We start from the raw sequence: 18328 nt of genomic DNA, 5'->3' as shown, positions 1-18328 counted from the left end.
TGCAAGAGATAACAACGTTAATCTGAACTCATAGTAATGATAAAAGGACTTATTATTGAATGAGTGCAAGGCTTGAAAAAATCCACTTAGTGAAACAGTTCGAAGATATTTAAGGGGAAGATTAATTGGGATAGGATAGGTAGGATGAAAAGATTTACAGGACACCGCTACAACGAATGAACGAAAAGTAGCAGCACAGAAAAAGCAATAGAATAATTTTCAGAAATGGCACTTGTCGTATTATCACCATTAAGCTATCAATAAGATAATTAATATATTGTAAGAGGAAACTATGACATGCTAACTTCTTAGTTGTTATTTATACCTATAGAAAAAGAACTCTTATGTGATTATTTTCATTATTTTTAAAAAAAGATGCTGCAAAACTATAGTGGTATTGCGTTTATTAGTAAGATGAACAATAATCAATGCGAAAATAGCCTTTAGTTACTATTGTGATCCTACGCATCATGACAAGAAATTCAAGTGTACTTCCTTACTCTCCTAAATAACACAAAAACAGCTAAAGAAAAATAGGTAATTTTTCTTTAGCTGTTTTATTTGTTAACTAGTTAACGTACAGCCTTCTCCAATGAAATTAATTAGATTTAAGCTTTTCTAGCTCTACTAAAAACTTATCATTTAACACCTTAATATACGTACCTTTCATTCCTAGTGAACGAGACTCTATTACACCAGCGCTTTCTAATTTTCTCAATGCATTTACAATAACAGATCGGGTAATCCCTACTCTGTCAGCGATTTTACTAGCGACTAATAGACCCTCGTTGCCATTTAACTCTTCAAAGATATGCTCAATCGCTTCCAATTCACTATAAGAAAGTGAGCTGATAGCCATTTGTACGACAGCTTTACTTCTAGCTTCTACTTCAATTTCTTCAGCTTTCTCACGTAAAATCTCCATTCCTACAACAGTTGCTCCGTACTCAGCAAGAATGAGATCATCATCATGGAACTCTGCTTCAACGCGAGCCAAAATCAATGTTCCAAGACGTTCTCCACCACCATTAATTGGCACGACCGTAGTTAGCCCAGATTTAAATAATTCTCTATTTTCTACAGGGAAGGCTGTATATTCACTTTGTACATCTAAATTAGAAGATGTTTCAGTAATATTGAATAAGTTATTCGTATACTCTTCTGGAAATTGGCGATCTTCTAGCATTTTCTTCATGCGCTCATTTTCTATTAATCGATTAATTGAAAAGCCAAGTAGTTTACCACGGCGACTTAAAATAAAAATATTACATTCAATTACATCACGTAGCGTATCAGACATTTCTTTAAAATTTACTGGTTTTCCAGCCGCTCTTTGGAGCATAGCATTAATTTTTCTCGTTTTTTCTAACAAATTCATTTCTTTCTTCCTCCTGTACTTTGCATTCATCAACTTCAGAGGTTATGTAAAAAGTCGGGTGCAGAACGATAATACTAAGAAGATCATAGTAGAATTTTCTGTTCTAATCCGATCTTTTCATCCTCCGTTAGAACACCTAGTTATAATATAAATTGACTTAAGTCTTTATCTTTTGCTATCATGCTCAGTTTTTCTTCAACATATTGTTGTGTTATCGTAATGCTCTCCATCGTAATATCAGGAGCTTCAAAAGATAATTCTTCAAGAAGTCGCTCTAAGATTGTATGAAGTCTTCGTGCTCCTATATTGTCAGTGTTTTGATTTACGTCAAATGCGATTTCAGCAAGCTTACGAATAGCATCGTCAGAAAATTCAAGTTGTATACCTTCTGTGCCTAATAATGCTGAATATTGTTTCAATAAGGCATTATTTGGCTCTGTTAAAATTTTAACAAAGTCTTCAATCGTCAACTTCGTTAATTCTACACGAATCGGAAATCTCCCCTGTAACTCTGGAATTAAATCCGACGGTTTAGCGATGTGGAATGCTCCAGCTGATATAAATAATATATGGTCTGTTTTTACCGATCCATATTTTGTAACGACGGTTGAACCTTCAACAATTGGTAAAATGTCTCGCTGCACACCTTCACGAGATACGTCACCAGACGATGATTGTTGACTTTTACTTGCGATTTTATCAATCTCATCAATAAATATAATTCCTGTTTGCTCTGCCTTTTGAACGGCTTCTTGTGTTACTTCATCCATATCAATAAGCTTATGGGCCTCTTCATGTGTTAATACTTTGCGAGCTTCACGTACAGTTAATTTGCGCTTTTTCCGTTTCTTTGGCATCAGCCCACTCAAAGCATCCTGCATGTTCATGCCCATTTGTTCCATACCTGAGCCTTGAAGCATGTCGAACATTGACGGTTGCTGTTCCTCTACTTCAACAGTCACATAATAATCTTCAAGCTCTCCTAATGCAAGCTTATGGGCAATTTGCTTGCGTTTTTCTTTTACTGAAACCTCGTCAGCTTGTTCCTCATTGTCACTTTGGGAAGATTGACCTCCAAATAACATCTCAAATGGATTTTTATAATTTGTTTGTTTAGATTTCCCTGGAGCTAGCAGCTCAACAAGACGTTTGTTGGCGTTTTCTTCCGCTCTTTCCTTCACTGCTAACATTTTTTCCTCTTTAACAAGACGGACTGACGTCTCCACAAGGTCTCTGACCATAGATTCAACGTCACGACCAACATAACCTACTTCAGTAAACTTAGTCGCTTCTACTTTAACAAATGGAGCTCCAACAAGCTTAGCTAAACGTCTAGCAATTTCAGTCTTACCAACGCCAGTGGGTCCTATCATTAAGATGTTTTTCGGTACAACTTCATCTCTAAGCTTCTCATCGAGAAGACTTCGACGGAAACGATTTCTTAAAGCAACAGCAACAGCTTTTTTTGCATCACTTTGACCTATAATAAACTTATCTAACTGCTCTACAATTTGTCTCGGAGTGAGATTCTTTCTCATTAAAAACCCTCCTTCATTGCTCAAAGTTGTTCAACGATAATCTGATCATTTGTATACACACAAATTTCACCAGCAATTTCTAAAGCAGCTTTGGCGATTTCTTCAGCTGATAAATTATCTCCGGCATAATTTTTAAGTGCTCTGCCTGCAGATAATGCATAATTACCACCTGACCCAATAGCTAAAATTCCATCATCAGGTTCGATCACTTCACCGGTGCCCGAAATAAGTAACAAATGCGTTTTATCCATTACAATTAGCATCGCTTCTAATTTATGGAGAACTTTATCTGACCTCCACTTTTTCGCGAGTTCAACCGCTGCCCTTTTAATATTTCCATTATACTCTTCAAGCTTTCCTTCGAATAGCTCAAACAGCGTAAAGGCATCTGCAACAGAGCCAGCAAAGCCTGCTATAACTTTTCCTTGAAATAGTTTTCGAACCTTTTTGGCAGTGTGTTTCATTACAACGGCATTACCGAAAGTCACTTGACCATCACCTGCCATCGCACATTGCCCATTGTGGTGAATAGCAAAAATTGTTGTAGCATGAAACGTTGACATGACATATCCTCCTTTTTTACACTCACTCAGGCTCTTGGATGGTGCTTCATGTAAATATTACGCAAATGATCTTTAGTTACATGCGTATATATTTGTGTTGATGACAAATGCTCATGCCCTAAAAGTTCTTGAACAGATCGCATATCCGCACCTTCATTTAATAAATGTGTGGCGAATGTATGCCTAAGAACGTGTGGACTTATATGTATAGTTATGGAAGCCTGCTTTATCATCTTATCGAGTATGACACGAACTCCTCTTGCAGTTAAAGGCTCACCTCTGTAATTTAAAAACAGATGTCCTGTTTTTACTTGCGACTTATCCTGCAAGATTTGCCTACCTTCAGAAATGTATTTTTCTATTGATTCATGAGCAAAGCTACCAAATGGCACGTATCGTTGTTTATTTCCTTTTCCAGTAACTAATACTGTACCAATTGAAAAATCCAAGTCTTGTATTTGAATATTACAGCACTCACTAACACGAATACCAGTAGCATACAACAATTCTAGTATTGCTTGATTACGCAGCCCTAAAGGCGTTGAAATATCACTGACAGCAAATAATTGTTTTAGCTCTTCTTCATATAAAAATTGTGGTATCCTTTGTTCCTGCTTCGGTAAAGAAACGATGGAAAAGGGATTTTCGTTCACTAATTCTTCTCTTAACAAAAAGGCGAAAAAGCTACGCAGGCACGAAACTTTTCTTGCTATAGACTTTCTTGCATATTTCTTGCTATGAAGTTCAGTCAAATAGATACGAACATCAGCATATGAAACATCCAAAAGCTTATCAATCGCCTGTTGATTCATAAACTGAAGAAAATGCAAGATATCATTTTTATAATGCATTATGGTATATTCTGAATAGTTTTTTTCAATTTGTAAATATTCAATAAATAATTGTAATTGTTTGTTCACATTTTTCAATTCACCATACACCTCGCAAGGGCTACTAAATAGTAACATACTTTAGTAGCCCCTTGCAAACAATTTCTATACATTTTTTATAAAATTCTGAATTGTTTCTAACGCGCGATTTGCATAGCTTTCATAGCGTTCTTTTTTATTCTTTATCCTTACACCTAGGTCAGGAAACAAACCAAAATTCGCATTCATTGGTTGGAAGTTTTTTTCGTTTGTCGTTGTAATATACTTAGCCATACTTCCTATCGCTGTTTCTTCTGGGAATACTAACAAGCTCTTTCCGTCCACTGATCTGGATGCATTAATTCCAGCTACCAAACCTGAAGCAGCAGATTCAACATACCCTTCTACCCCTGTCATTTGTCCTGCAAAAAACAAATTCGGCTTATTATGGAATTGATATGTTGGCTTAAGTAAGTGAGGTGAGTTAATAAATGTGTTTCGGTGCATCACCCCATACCGAACGATCTCAGCATTTTCTAAACCAGGAATAAGTCGTAACACTTCTTTTTGTGCTCCCCACTTTAAATGCGTTTGAAAGCCCACTATATTATATAACGTTCCTGCTGCATCATCTTGTCTAAGCTGAACAACAGCATGCGGTCTTTTTCCGGTACGCGGATCTTCTAAACCAACAGGCTTTAACGGGCCAAAAAGCATTGTTTTGTGACCACGTTGTGCCATAACCTCAATTGGCATACAGCCCTCAAAATAAATTTCCTTTTCAAATTCTTTTAGTGGAACTACTTCTGCATTGATTAATGCCTCGTAAAATGTATTAAATTCCTCTTCGTTCATAGGACAGTTAATATAAGCAGCCTCACCTTTATCATAGCGAGATTTTAAATAAGCCTTGTCCATATTTATACTTTCTTTGTCAATAATCGGTGCAGCTGCATCATAAAAATAAAAATAATCCTGACCCGTTAGCTCTTTTATGTTGTTCGACAATGCCTTTGATGTCAAAGGTCCTGTTGCGATAACTGTAGGGGTATCATCTATGTCAGTAATTTCCTCGTTAAACACTGTAACATTCGGATGATTTTTCACATAATCTGTGACTTTGCCCGCAAATTCGTGGCGGTCAACAGCTAACGCTCCACCTGCTGGCACAGCACATTCGTCCGCTGCTTTAATTATAACTGAATCTAACATACGCATCTCTTCTTTAAGTACGCCTACAGCGTTTGTTAAGCTGTTTCCTCTCAGAGAGTTACTACAAACTAGTTCAGCAAATTTATCTGTATGGTGTGCAGGAGTTTGTTTAACAGGCCTCATCTCATATAAATTCACCTGAAAACCACGCTTAGCAATTTGCCAAGCAGCTTCACTTCCAGCAAGTCCTGCACCAATTACGTTTATAGCTTTTGTAGTCATTCTTTTTCCTCCATTATTGCATTAACTTTCACAGTTTTTTGCTATCTAAAAGAGGTGAGCGTCAAGTCAGCTCACCTTTATGGTTACTTCTGTTGCTCTTCTTTATAGTCACAATTTACACATTGAACTTGCATACCTTTTTTCAGTTTTTTCTCAACAAGCATGTGGTCACATTTAGGACACATACGTGCAATCGGTTTATCCCAAGAAACAAAATCGCATTCTGGATATAAGTTACATCCATAAAATACTCTTTTCTTTTTACTTTTACGTTCAACGATACTCCCTTTATTACATTTTGGACATTGAACACCAATTTCTTTTACGATTGGCTTCGTGTTACGACAATCAGGAAAATTTGAGCAGGCCATGAACTTACCGTATCTTCCCATCTTTATGACCATTGGATTCCCACAAAGCTCACAATCAACACCTGCAGGTTCATCCTTAATCTCGACTTTCTCCATTTCTTTCTCTGCTTTTGTTAAATGCTTTTCAAAGTCTTGATAAAATTTATCAATAATCGAAATCCATTCAACATCTCCAACTTCAATTTCGTCAAGATTTCGTTCCATATTAGCTGTAAATTCTACATCAATAATATCTGGGAAGAATTCAACTATGAGGTCCAATACTATTTCACCTAATTCAGTTGGAGTGAACCGCTTATTTTCTAACGCAACATAACCACGTCTTTGGATGGTATCTAAGGTAGGCGCATACGTTGATGGTCTTCCAATCCCTAACTCTTCGAGCGTCTTTACTAGCCTTGCTTCTGTATATCTCGGAGGTGGTTGTGTAAAGTGCTGCTTTGGCTCTAGGTCCTTCGAAATGATTGTATCACCCTTTTGTAGATCAGGTAACATATGATTTTTTTCTTCTTCTTGATCATCTGTACTCTCAACGTACACTTTCATAAACCCAGGGAATTTTACTTTTGAGCCATGTGCTTTAAACATCACACCTTCATTTTCTAGCACAACAGTCATCGTATCCATTATTGCTGGAGCCATTTGACTCGCAACGAACCGTTCCCAAATAAGCTTGTATAAACGAAATTGATCTCTACTTAAATACTGTTTAATTGAAGCTGGATCTCGATGTGTACCAGTTGGTCTTATTGCTTCATGTGCGTCTTGAGTATTTGCTTTCTTTTTTTTGTTGCGTTTATCCTCGGATAAATATTGGGTTCCATATTTATCTTCTATGTAAGCAGCAGCCTCATTTTGGGCAGTATCAGAAATCCTTGTAGAATCAGTACGCATGTATGTAATGAGACCGACCGTACCACCCTTACCAAGCTCAATCCCTTCATAGAGTTGCTGTGCAAGCATCATTGTCTTTTTTGCACGGAAATTTAGCTTTCGTGCAGCTTCTTGTTGTAATGATGATGTCGTAAATGACAGCGCTGGATTACGTTTTCGTTCCTTTCTTGTCACGTTATTTACTTTAAATTCATTCCCGTTTATTTTACTTAGTACACTTTTTACATCGTCTTCCGATTTTAACTCTAACTTTTCACCCTCGATACTATGAAAGAAAGCTTCGAACTGTTTTTTGCCTTTAACAAAATCGGATCTGATTGACCAATATTCTTCTGGGATAAATTCCCCTATTTCTTTTTCTCGATCAATAATTAATCTAACCGCTACTGACTGTACTCTTCCAGCGCTTAATCCTTTTTTTACTTTTTTCCACAATAAAGGACTAATATTATACCCTACTAATCTGTCAAGTACTCTTCGAGCTTGCTGGGCATCGACTAAATCCATGTTTATCGCACGGGGATGCTTAAATGACTCTTTAATCGCATCCTTCGTTATTTCATTAAATACGACACGGCAGTTTGAATTAACATCGATTGCTAGGCTGTGAGCAAGATGCCAAGCGATCGCTTCTCCTTCACGATCAGGGTCAGCCGCTAAGTAAATCTTTTTTGCTTTTTTAGCAGCATTTTTTAATTCCTTTAAGACTGGCCCTTTACCTCTTATCGTAATATACTTTGGGTCAAAGTTTTTGTCTATATCGACACCCATTTGACTTTTCGGTAAATCTCTAACATGTCCCATGGAAGCTTTTACTTTATATTTTTTTCCTAAATATCGTTCAATCGTCTTCGCCTTAGCAGGCGATTCCACAATAACTAGATAATCTGACATTCAAATGTCCTCCTCAAGAGGGTAATGATAATAATTCTCTAGGCGTTTACAAATGGCCTATCTATTTTCTCAACTCTCAATATTAATATAATTTTTTCTGATTTATAAAATCTTCACTATTATTAAATATTCACATACAGTTTGTCAAACACTACTCTCAAAAAAGTTAACAAACCTTATATTTGTGATATCATTTCAGCTTCAATATCGTTGCTCGACATAACGAGCTTTGCCCCTTGTTGAATGAGCTTATTCGTTCCAATTGAATGCTCAGCAAAAATTGAACCTGGTATAGCAAATACCTCTCTCCCTTGCTCTAAGGCTTGATCAGCTGTAATGAGCGAACCACTCGATTCTCTTGCTTCTATAATAACTGTACCGAACGACAAACCGCTAATAATTCTATTCCTCATAGGAAATTGCCAGCGTTCAGGTCTTACGAAGGGCGGGTATTCTGATAATAATAAATTTTCCTTACTTAACATATTTGCAAGTTTTGCATTCTCTTTTGGATAAATATATTGAAAACCACCTGCAATAACAGCGATAGTTTTCCCCTTGTTTAATAAAGCTAACTCATGTGCTTTAGAGTCAATGCCTTTTGCTAAGCCACTAATAATGGTCCACCCCGACTGAATTAAAGGTAAAATGACCCTTTCTATACTTTTCAAACCATATGAAGAAGGATATCTCGCCCCCACAACACTAAGACATTTTTGATCTGAAAGTAATCGAATATCTCCTTTGGCATAGATTACCCAAGGGGGATCATATATTTGTTTTAGCATGTTTGGATACTCATCGTCAAATTTTGTAACAATGTGAATATTGTAATCACTATACTTATTTAGCATACTTTGGATGTTAGAAGAATGCAAATCTTTCATGAGATTTTTCAGCTGAGAAGTGGAGATTGGGAGATGTGGTTGAAGATCTGTAAAAGAAGATTGATAGATTCTTGTTAAATTCGGATCGTAAGTTAAGAGGTTTTTTATTGACCTCCATCCGATGCCTCTACAATGATGTAAATGTATTAATCTTTTGCGAAAAGTGTCCATGAGCTCCTTCCTTTCAGACTAAATAGCCCCAAACCGAGTGGTATGGGACTATTTATTTATAGATTAATGAGTTTTACATTTTTCGTAAATGCCTTTTTCCTTAAGGGTAGAAATTAAAGTTTCTCCCATTACAGCTGGAGTATCAGCAACTTGAATTCCACACTCGTTCATCACTTTAATCTTTTCGTCAGCGGTACCTTTTCCACCAGAAATAATGGCACCAGCATGTCCCATACGTTTTCCTGGAGGCGCTGTTCTCCCACCGATAAATCCGACTACAGGTTTTGTCATATTTTCCTTCACCCATAATGCAGCTTCTTCTTCAGCTGTACCACCGATTTCCCCGATCATAATTACAGCATATGTGTCTGGATCTTCATTAAATGCTTTGAGAGCATCGATAAAATCCGTCCCATTCACAGGGTCTCCACCAATCCCTACTGCAGTAGATTGACCAATTCCAGCTTGTGATAGCTGATGAACTGCTTCATAGGTTAATGTTCCAGAACGAGACACTACACCTACATGCCCTTTTGTATGAATGTACCCAGGCATAATACCGATCTTACATTCCTCAGGAGTAATAACCCCTGGACAATTTGGTCCAACTAAACGGGTCTTTTTACCTTCCATATACTTCTTAACCTTTACCATATCAAGAACTGGAATATGTTCAGTAATACAAATCGCAAGGTCAAGCTCAGCATCTACTGCTTCTAGAATTGCATCAGCTGCAAAAGGAGCTGGCACATATATGACAGATACATTAGCGCCTGTTGCCTTCACTGCTTCTTCAACCGTGTTAAATACTGGAACGCCTTCAGCTTCAGTTCCACCTTTTCCTGGTGTCACACCAGCAACGATTTGCGTGCCATATTCTAACATCTGCTTAGTATGAAAAAGAGCTGTTGAACCTGTGATACCTTGGACGATTACTTTTGTATCTTTATTAATAAATACACTCATTTCGTTCCCCTGCCTTTCTTACCCTACGTGTTCTACGATTTTTTGAGCACCATCAGCCATTGATTCTGCTGCAATAATATTTAAACCAGACTCTTGTAAAATTTTCTTCCCTAGGTCGACGTTTGTTCCTTCTAAACGGACAACAAGAGGAACGCTTAATTCTACTTGTTTAGCTGCTTCTACAACACCCGTTGCAATAACATCACATTTCATAATTCCTCCGAAAATATTAACAAAAATCCCTTTAACACTTTCATCAGATAGAATGATTTTGAAAGCTTCTGTTACTTTTTCAGCAGTTGCACCACCACCAACATCAAGGAAGTTTGCTGGGTCACCGCCGTAATGTTTAATAATATCCATCGTCGCCATAGCAAGACCCGCTCCGTTAACCATACAACCGATATTACCGTCTAATGAAATATAACTTAAGTCATATTTCGAAGCTTCAATTTCTTTTTGGTCTTCCTCATCAAGATCACGGTAAGCTAAAACATCTTTTTGACGATAGAGAGCATTTGAGTCAAAGTTTAATTTTGCATCTAGCGCCATAACGTTCCCATCACCTGTTACAACAAGTGGGTTAATTTCAGCAATGGAACAATCTTTTTCGATAAATGCTGTATAAAGACCTATCATAAATTTGACAGCCTTGTTCACTAGTTCTTTAGGAATATTAATATTAAATGCAATTCGTCGTGCTTGGAAGCCAGTTAATCCAACTACAGGATCAATGTACTCCTTAAAAATTTTCTCTGGTGTTTTTTCTGCTACTTCCTCAATTTCTGTACCGCCTTCCTCTGATGCCATTAAGACAACACGGGAAGTTTCACGATCCAATACAAGTCCTATATAGTATTCCTTTTTAATATCGCAGCCCTCTTCAACTAATAGGCGTTTGACTTCTTTACCTTCTGGACCCGTTTGATGAGTAACAAGTATTTTACCTAAAAGGTCATTTGCATATGTACGAACTTCATCAATACTTTTCGCAATTTTTACGCCACCTGCTTTACCACGACCACCAGCGTGGATTTGCGCTTTCACAACACAAACTTCCGTTCCTAGTTCCTTCGCTGCCTCAACTGCCTCTTCAGCTGAGAAGGCAACTTTGCCATTCGGAACGGCTACCCCGTAACTTCTGAGGATTTCTTTCCCTTGATATTCATGGATATTCATTTCCCATCCTCCTACTAAATAACAAAATAAAATAGACTGCGCTTTCATTTTATATAATGGCTAGTATATTGTCTAGCATTCCAACAAAATTATTATTTTTATCTTTCACCTTGTTGTTTATCCACACGGTAAATAAAGGCAAATATTTCTGCTACTGCTTCATATAATTCTTCAGGAATTGCTTCGTTTATATTTAGCTGACTTAACAAATTTACGAGTGTAGGGTCTTCCTGAAGAGGGATATTATGCTCTTCAGCTAGAGAAATAATATTCTCTGCAACAATCCCTCTTCCCTTGCCAACAACCGTTGGGGAAGATTTTTTTTCGCTATCATATTTAAGTGCAATCACTTCTTTAATTAAATCTACTTTTTCACTCATATACGTATATCTACTCCATAATAGTTGTTATCGACATGCTTTTTCTCTGCTATAGATTGAGTGATTGACACATTTTGTTTTCCTTCAGCCGATTGCAAAACTTTAACTGAAGATAGCTGATAGTTTAACGAAAGTAAATTTTCTTTCAAAACATTTTGCATACTTTTAATGAGATTAGCCAGTCCTTCCGTATCATTAATAATTGAAATATTAATAATACGATTTTGAATGTGTACATCTATAACTGTTTCCTTTATTGATTCTAACTCCACAAAAAAGATGACTCGACAAAAATTCGGGTCAATTTCGCCACTCTGTTGTTTTTTTCCACTCCATTGAATTGATACATCAGTCAACCGATCGTATAACGGTACAGGTAGCTGCATCATTATATGTTGAAATGGACCTTGTTCCTGACTTAACAACTGTTGAGCATTTAATCTGTATAAAACGCCCTCAATGCTTTCATTTAGCTGCTTAGAAATAGACTGTTGTAAAATAGTTAACAGCAATGGTTTTATTGACTCTAATCTTTCAATTTCGTGAGGGGTTTTTGTAAAGTCTTTTAATAGTGATTCATAGTCTAAGCCCATCGAATTACTAATTTGTTGAAATGCCATTTTAACTGCCGTTCCATTTTCCCAACCATCATTATTTTGAATTGATTGACCAAGTTGGAAAAGAAGCTGTTTCTCCTTAGTACTAAAACCTATTAAATCATCTTTACCTTTTGTTATTTGCTCAACAATTTCATTTAATTTATTGCCTATGCCACTCACATCCATATTTGATCCTAGACGTGAAGAAATTGTTCCGATGATACTTTTATCTTTGTCGGTTATTCCCTCCGCCGTTAATATCGTATGTAGTTGAGAAACCACTTTTTCAACACTTGGTAATAAATTAGACCTGTTCCCTAGCTCCTTGGAAGAATCAATATCTACTTGTATAGTATTGTTGGATTTGTTTGTTTGTACAGTAAGTTTATCAAGTATTGATAATATAGTTTGTTTGTCCGCTATGTGAGTATTGTCATCAACGAGCGTCTGCAAAAGCTTACTTAAAGTGGTTTCTTGCGATTGACTATTTACCGAAATAATCGACGCTATTTTCGCTTGCAGCAGTTTATTCTCTGCTGATTGGAACTGTTGAGCTCCTAATAATTCTTGAATTTGATGCAACTGTTTGCTTAACGGCTCTTTGCCGTATGTAGAAGAAATTGAATGATAAACTTCATCCGTAAATGGGAGGTCATTAACGAGCATCGTTTTAATCGTTTGTAACGTTCCTTCACGATCAGTAGATTGTAGAAACCAATTACTAGCATGGTTGATCTCCCCTTTCGTGAAGGGCATGTTTTCTTTCATCAAAAAACGGAGAAGAGCTATATTAGCCTTTGAGTCATCCAATTGAAATTGACTGAGCAGTTGGGTGATCATATTAGATTCGTTCATTTGATTTTTTGTAGATGCGGCATTTCCTATTACTTTTAAATTTAATTGCCCCTCATGATTTGTAGCCTGAAACCAATAGTTTACACCTACCGATAACGGTACTTCAAATGAAGCCAATAATTTCATTCCACCAATTTGAACAGCAGCAATATCATTAGGAAAAAGCTTCGTTACTTTCCCTTGAAAAATATCTCCTTGATTTATTGATACCGCTTTAGTTTGTTGAATCTGTGTATCGTTAATAAAAGTGTGTATAAGCGACGGATGAATCATTATTGTTTACACCTCACTGACCATTTCTAATGTCTCACGCACCGGGCTAAATGTTTTACGATGTTCTCTCGTTACGCCAAATTGTTGCAACGCTGTCATATGCTCTTTTGTGCCGTACCCCATATGCTTTTCGAATTGATATTGAGGAAACTCTTCTGCTAAGTTAATCATTATCCTGTCTCGTGTCACTTTAGCTACAATAGAGCTAGCTGCTATTGCAATACTTTTTGAGTCACCTTTTATTATCGATAACTGTGGTAAGTCCGTTGACAATTCCATGGCATCGATCAATAGAAAATCAGGCTGTACGTTAAGGTCTTCAATTGCCTGTTTCATGGCATATTTTGTTGCTTGATATATATTTATTTCATCTATTTTCTGTGCAGAAACAATGCCAACACTTGTTGTAACCGCATGCTCCATAATATAATCATACAAATATTCCCTCTTCTTAAATGATAGCTTTTTGGAGTCATTTAACCCTGGTAAATAAAAGTCTTTAGGTAATATCACAGCTGCAGCTACAACTGGACCAGCAAGTGGTCCCCTACCAACCTCATCTATACCTGCAATGCTATTATACCCTTGTTTATATAGGCTTTGCTCATATGTACTCATCTCAATAAATAGCTGTTGTTGAGTGTGATGTTCCTCCTGTTGTTTCAACCACCTAGTCAGTAGTTGTTGAACACCTTTTCGATCATCATCCTCGCATTTTTTAATAATTGGATCCTCTATATTAGTCGTCCCATCTAAAATTTGCTTTATTTGTTTTACTGTAAGTTTATTCATTCTCAATCACTCTTTCAATATGGCTCTCTGCGTAAACTTTATCATTCTTTCAAAATTATTATTATGTAGTAATATGTTTGTGGAAACAAACGCCATAACACTTTACATGTGTTGATCTTTTGTAAGAAAAAATCAACGCGCTACGTATACAGCTGTCATTGACCCGTGTCAATACTGCTTAGAAGTAGACTCTTTATATAAGACTATCTATGTAAACTTTGTTAATATTTATACTAAATACCACATTATAAAGAAGTTCTTATGTGATTATCAACATTTTATAGTAGTAAAGATTCCACGAAACGATCGTTGTATCCGTACTTATTTATTCGTACGAAGTACAACAATCAATAGCAAACAGCATAGTCATTATATCGGTTCTAAATAAAAAAAATAAAGGCTCGCTAACATAAGCGAGCAAGGCAAGATAAACTCAGATAAGGTAAGGCCTTAACTGAGCGACGTCAATCGAAGACATTTGTTACACAAAGAACAGGGCTAGTGACCTCGTGCTACCCTGAAGAGACTTCATGTCAATTGACGTGAGGAGATATGTATATCACCTCTTAAAACACTATGTTATTCATTTTCGGCAGGACTTTCGAATGTTAATGGTCCTAGTTTTTCTGAACGTATTTCTCTTAACACTAACTCAGATACTTTATCGTAATCTATTATCCCACCAGCCATGATACAGCCTCGTCTTTTGCCGATTTCATCAAATGTTATGACGATGTCATCATGAATTTCTTGCAAATTGTATCTATCTTTCAGCCGATCTGGATATTGATGGCTTAAGAATCTTAAAGCGTATACAGTAATATCTTGTAAGTTTAATATCGTATCTTTTATAGCACCTGTTGTAGCAAGCTTTAACCCAACAGCTTCGTCCTCAAACTTCGGCCATAAAATACCCGGAGTATCTAAGAGTTCTAATTCTTTACCAACTTTAATCCACTGTTGTGCTTTTGTTATTCCCGGTCTATCACCTGTCTGTGCAATTTTTTTCTTTGCAAGACGATTGATTAACGTTGATTTACCTACATTAGGAATTCCTACTATAACAGCTCTAATCGGACGTGGTTTCACGCCTTTTTGTCTCATCTTATCAAATTTGTCTTGCAGCATTTCTTTGGAAATGGCAACAATCTGCTTCATTCCTTTACCTGACTGTGAATCAATTGGTATAGCTCGATCCCCTCGTTGTTGGAAGTAATCAATCCATTCTTTTGTTTTACTTGGGTCGGCCATATCTGCTTTATTAAGTAGTATAAGCCTTGGCTTATTACTAATCATTTCATCAACCATTGGATTTCTTGAAGAAGCTGGAATACGTGCATCTACAAGCTCAAAGACGATATCTATGAGTTTTATTTTTTCAATGACCTGGCGTTTTGCTTTAGCCATATGCCCCGGAAACCATTGAATTGTCATTTTTTCATTTCATCCTCTCTTACTAGTTTGCTATCCTTATTTTAGAAAACGGCCAATACACAACACTAGTTTTTCCAAGGACTTCGTCAATAGGTATCGTTCCAATATGACGGCTGTCTCTGCTTGCACGACGATTGTCTCCCAAAACAAATAACTCTCCATCCGGAACTGTGACTTCAAATGGGTCCGTAAGAGGTGTACCTGCTATTAGCTCTTTCTTTTTCTCATCTAAATATGGCTCTTCAAACTTTTCACCGTTAATAAAAAGTGTATCATCTTTGTATTCTACATGATCACCTGGCAAACCAATCACTCTTTTAATGTAATCTTTTTCAGCATTAGCATGAAAAACAACGATATCGAAGCGGTGAGGCTCGCCGATTGTGTATGAGATTTTATTGACAATCATTCTGTCTGTATTATTTAAGGTTGGCATCATTGACTCTCCATCAACGACGATTGGAGCGAATAGAAAGTATCTGATGACCGCAGCTAACAATATGGCAATAATTAAGGCTTTAACCCACTCAAATAATTCATTTTTTTTAGTTGTCATAACGCTACCACCTATACTTTTTTAATCTTATATATGAAAAAAGAGCTTGATAGACAAGCTCCTTTTTAGTTCTATTATCGAATTTCTTTAATACGCGCAGCCTTACCTCTAAGGTTACGTAAGTAGTAAAGTTTTGCACGGCGTACTTTACCACGTCGAATTCTTTCAAGTTTAGCAATTTTAGGTGAATGTAATGGCAATGTACGTTCAACACCTACACCGTAAGATACTTTACGGACAGTAAATGTTTCGCTAATCCCGCCACCACGACGCTTAATTACTACACCTTCAAACACCTGGATACGCTCACGGCTACCCTCGACAACTTTAATGTGTACACGTACAGTGTCACCAGAACGGAATTCAGGAAGATCTGATCTTAACTGTTCTTTTGTGATTTCTTCAATTAATTGTTGCATCGTTTTCAACTCCTTCCACAGATGTTCATTCCAATGTTTTACATTACAGCGGAACATCAGTCATCAGTAACATAAGGATATTCATCCTTAGTCACAAAAAATATCATAGCATAAAAATGAATGACATGCAATAACTAGCTTTATTGTTTTTTTAACTCTTCTAACCATTTTTCTTGTTGAGGTGTAAGGTCAGCTTGATTCAATAAATCTGGTCGGCGAAGCAGTGTACGTCTCAAAGATTCTTTTTGACGCCACTCTGAAATTTTTTGATGATTCCCAGATAATAAAACTTCTGGCACTTGATGATCTTGGAAGTTTGCTGGTCTTGTATATTGAGGGTGTTCAAGCAAACCCATTGAAAATGACTCCTCAACAGCTGATTCATCATTTCCTAACACTCCAGGAAGGAGTCTTACAACACTATCAATAACGACCATCGAAGCCAATTCTCCACCTGTCAATACAAAATCACCAATGGATATTTCGTCAGTAACTAGTTGTTCGCGTATTCTTTCATCGTACCCTTCATAATGGCCACAAATGAACACTAGATGATCCTCTGTTGATAGTTCTTTTGCCTTACTTTGATTAAACTTCTCACCTTGAGGGCACATTAATATAATTCGAGGATTCGTATTTATATCTTTGCTCAAGTCTTCAATAGCTGAAAAAATAGGTTGTGGGGTTAATACCATACCTGCCCCACCACCATATGGATAATCATCAACTTTCCCATGCTTATTAGTCGTATAATCACGAAAATTAGTTGCTTTTAATGATACAGCTTCTTTGTCTTGTGCTTTTTTTAATATAGACTGACCGAATACGCCTTCAAACATTTCAGGGAACAATGTAAGTATGTCAATCTTCATATTTAAAGTAACCCCTCTAAAGGTTTTATAACAATCTTCTTGTCATGAATATTAATATCTAGCACAATGTCATCGATATACGGAATGAGTATTTCTTGATTATTATGTCCTTTGACGACCCACACATCATTTGCCCCTGGTGTTAATATTTCCTTAACCGTACCTAGTTCTTTCGCCTCATCTGTATACACATGGCAACCGATAATTTCATGGAAATAAAATTCACCTTCATCAAGTTCACTTAATTGATCCTCAGGCACTTTTAGTAAGGAGCCCTTATATTTCTCAACTTCATTTACGTTGTGGTAGCCCTCAAAAGTCAACAGATCAAAATTTTTATGCAAGCGATGGCTTTTAACTACAACCTCGATAGGTTGATTATTTTCACCTGTAAAAATATACAGCTTATTCCCTAGTTCATAACGTTCTTCAGCAAAATCAGTTTTAGAAATGACTCTTACTTCTCCTTTAATACCATGAGTATTAACAATTTTCCCAACATTATACCACTTACCCATTTAACTTCACCTCTATCTCATTTCTACTACAATACCTTCCTTGATAATAATTGTTTTCTCATGAGATATGTCGTCCCAACTATCACCAACATTTATATCGACAATGGCCTGCACTTCTTTTTCTCTTAATTCACTGCCAATAGGTAAAATTTCTAGCTGTTCAATTTGAAAATCCAAAACTTTAATTTTATCCAGTCTCGAATTTATTTCTCGTTCAAAATATGTATGTAGTGTTGATGCCTGATACTTCTTATTATTTTCCATTTTCTTACGTTCAAATCGTAGCTGATCACATTCTTTTTGTAATTGAAATTTTGACTGTTGAAACTTATCTAGTAGACCGTCTTTACTTTTCTCAGTGAGAACTTGCTTTACAATTATATTTTGTATAATTTTCATCGCAACCATCCCTTTGATAGGTTCGTTCTAGCCTAATTGTACATTGAAACTCATGTTAACTACACTTGTATACCTACAATTATAACA

Annotated in this window: 18 protein-coding genes; all 18 read right to left on the bottom strand. The window is 36.5% G+C overall.

Going from position 1 to position 18328, the window contains the following annotated elements:
• Positions 1-598: 598 nt before the first annotated feature.
• Positions 599-1378: a GTP-sensing pleiotropic transcriptional regulator CodY gene (gene codY, locus JM172_RS12460; RefSeq protein ID WP_214482675.1), complete on the bottom strand. Its 780-nt coding sequence runs from the start codon at positions 1376-1378 to the stop codon at positions 599-601.
• A gap of 140 nt (positions 1379-1518) precedes the next feature.
• Positions 1519-2916, bottom strand: coding sequence for an ATP-dependent protease ATPase subunit HslU (gene hslU, locus JM172_RS12455; RefSeq protein WP_214482674.1), 1398 nt, complete (start codon positions 2914-2916; stop codon positions 1519-1521).
• Between the two features lie 20 nt (positions 2917-2936).
• Entirely contained in the window at positions 2937-3479 is a 543-nt protein-coding gene (gene hslV / locus JM172_RS12450) for an ATP-dependent protease subunit HslV (protein WP_214482673.1), read from the bottom strand.
• Between the two features lie 26 nt (positions 3480-3505).
• Entirely contained in the window at positions 3506-4408 is a 903-nt protein-coding gene (gene xerC, locus JM172_RS12445; protein ID WP_214482782.1) for a tyrosine recombinase XerC, read from the bottom strand.
• Between the two features lie 66 nt (positions 4409-4474).
• Positions 4475-5782: an FADH(2)-oxidizing methylenetetrahydrofolate--tRNA-(uracil(54)-C(5))-methyltransferase TrmFO gene (gene trmFO, locus JM172_RS12440; protein ID WP_214482672.1), complete on the bottom strand. Its 1308-nt coding sequence runs from the start codon at positions 5780-5782 to the stop codon at positions 4475-4477.
• Positions 5783-5865: 83 nt separating this feature from the next.
• A complete protein-coding gene (gene topA / locus JM172_RS12435) occupies positions 5866-7941 on the bottom strand; it encodes a type I DNA topoisomerase (protein WP_214482671.1) in 2076 nt (691 codons plus the stop codon).
• Positions 7942-8117: 176 nt separating this feature from the next.
• A complete protein-coding gene (gene dprA / locus JM172_RS12430) occupies positions 8118-8999 on the bottom strand; it encodes a DNA-processing protein DprA (RefSeq protein WP_214482670.1) in 882 nt (293 codons plus the stop codon).
• Positions 9000-9062: 63 nt separating this feature from the next.
• Positions 9063-9965: a succinate--CoA ligase subunit alpha gene (gene sucD, locus JM172_RS12425; protein WP_214482669.1), complete on the bottom strand. Its 903-nt coding sequence runs from the start codon at positions 9963-9965 to the stop codon at positions 9063-9065.
• 18 nt (positions 9966-9983) lie between these two features.
• Entirely contained in the window at positions 9984-11144 is a 1161-nt protein-coding gene (gene sucC / locus JM172_RS12420; protein WP_214482668.1) for an ADP-forming succinate--CoA ligase subunit beta, read from the bottom strand.
• Between the two features lie 98 nt (positions 11145-11242).
• Positions 11243-11524: an EscU/YscU/HrcU family type III secretion system export apparatus switch protein gene (locus tag JM172_RS12415; protein ID WP_214482667.1), complete on the bottom strand. Its 282-nt coding sequence runs from the start codon at positions 11522-11524 to the stop codon at positions 11243-11245.
• Positions 11521-13251 carry a hypothetical protein gene (locus JM172_RS12410; protein WP_214482666.1) on the bottom strand — a complete coding sequence of 577 codons (1731 nt, stop codon included), beginning with the start codon at positions 13249-13251 and terminating at the stop codon, positions 11521-11523. The genes JM172_RS12415 and JM172_RS12410 overlap by 4 nt, the downstream gene beginning before the upstream one ends.
• A gap of 6 nt (positions 13252-13257) precedes the next feature.
• Positions 13258-14043, bottom strand: a complete 786-nt coding sequence (locus JM172_RS12405) for a ribonuclease HII (protein ID WP_214482665.1) — start codon at positions 14041-14043, stop codon at positions 13258-13260.
• A 579-nt stretch (positions 14044-14622) separates the two neighbouring features.
• Positions 14623-15477, bottom strand: coding sequence for a ribosome biogenesis GTPase YlqF (gene ylqF / locus JM172_RS12400; RefSeq protein WP_214482664.1), 855 nt, complete (start codon positions 15475-15477; stop codon positions 14623-14625).
• 22 nt (positions 15478-15499) lie between these two features.
• On the bottom strand, positions 15500-16033 hold the full coding sequence (gene lepB / locus JM172_RS12395; RefSeq protein WP_214482663.1) for a signal peptidase I: 534 nt from the start codon (positions 16031-16033) through the stop codon (positions 15500-15502).
• 74 nt (positions 16034-16107) lie between these two features.
• The gene (gene rplS / locus JM172_RS12390) at positions 16108-16452 is read right to left on the bottom strand and encodes a 50S ribosomal protein L19 (protein WP_214482781.1); all 345 of its coding nucleotides are present in this window, start codon (positions 16450-16452) and stop codon (positions 16108-16110) included.
• A 140-nt stretch (positions 16453-16592) separates the two neighbouring features.
• Complete coding sequence (gene trmD / locus JM172_RS12385; RefSeq protein WP_214482662.1) at positions 16593-17324, bottom strand: tRNA (guanosine(37)-N1)-methyltransferase TrmD; 732 nt, start codon at positions 17322-17324, stop codon at positions 16593-16595.
• Between the two features lie 2 nt (positions 17325-17326).
• Positions 17327-17842, bottom strand: coding sequence for a ribosome maturation factor RimM (rimM, locus tag JM172_RS12380; protein WP_214482661.1), 516 nt, complete (start codon positions 17840-17842; stop codon positions 17327-17329).
• Positions 17843-17854: 12 nt separating this feature from the next.
• Positions 17855-18241: a YlqD family protein gene (locus tag JM172_RS12375; protein ID WP_214482660.1), complete on the bottom strand. Its 387-nt coding sequence runs from the start codon at positions 18239-18241 to the stop codon at positions 17855-17857.
• Positions 18242-18328: the final 87 nt, after the last annotated feature.

It is taken from the genome of Bacillus sp. SM2101, from assembly GCF_018588585.1.
In the GTDB taxonomy this organism is placed as follows: domain Bacteria; phylum Bacillota; class Bacilli; order Bacillales; family SM2101; genus Nanhaiella; species Nanhaiella sioensis.
The sequence above is the reverse complement of the archived record's forward strand: the minus strand, read 5'-3'. Positions and strand labels throughout refer to the sequence as shown.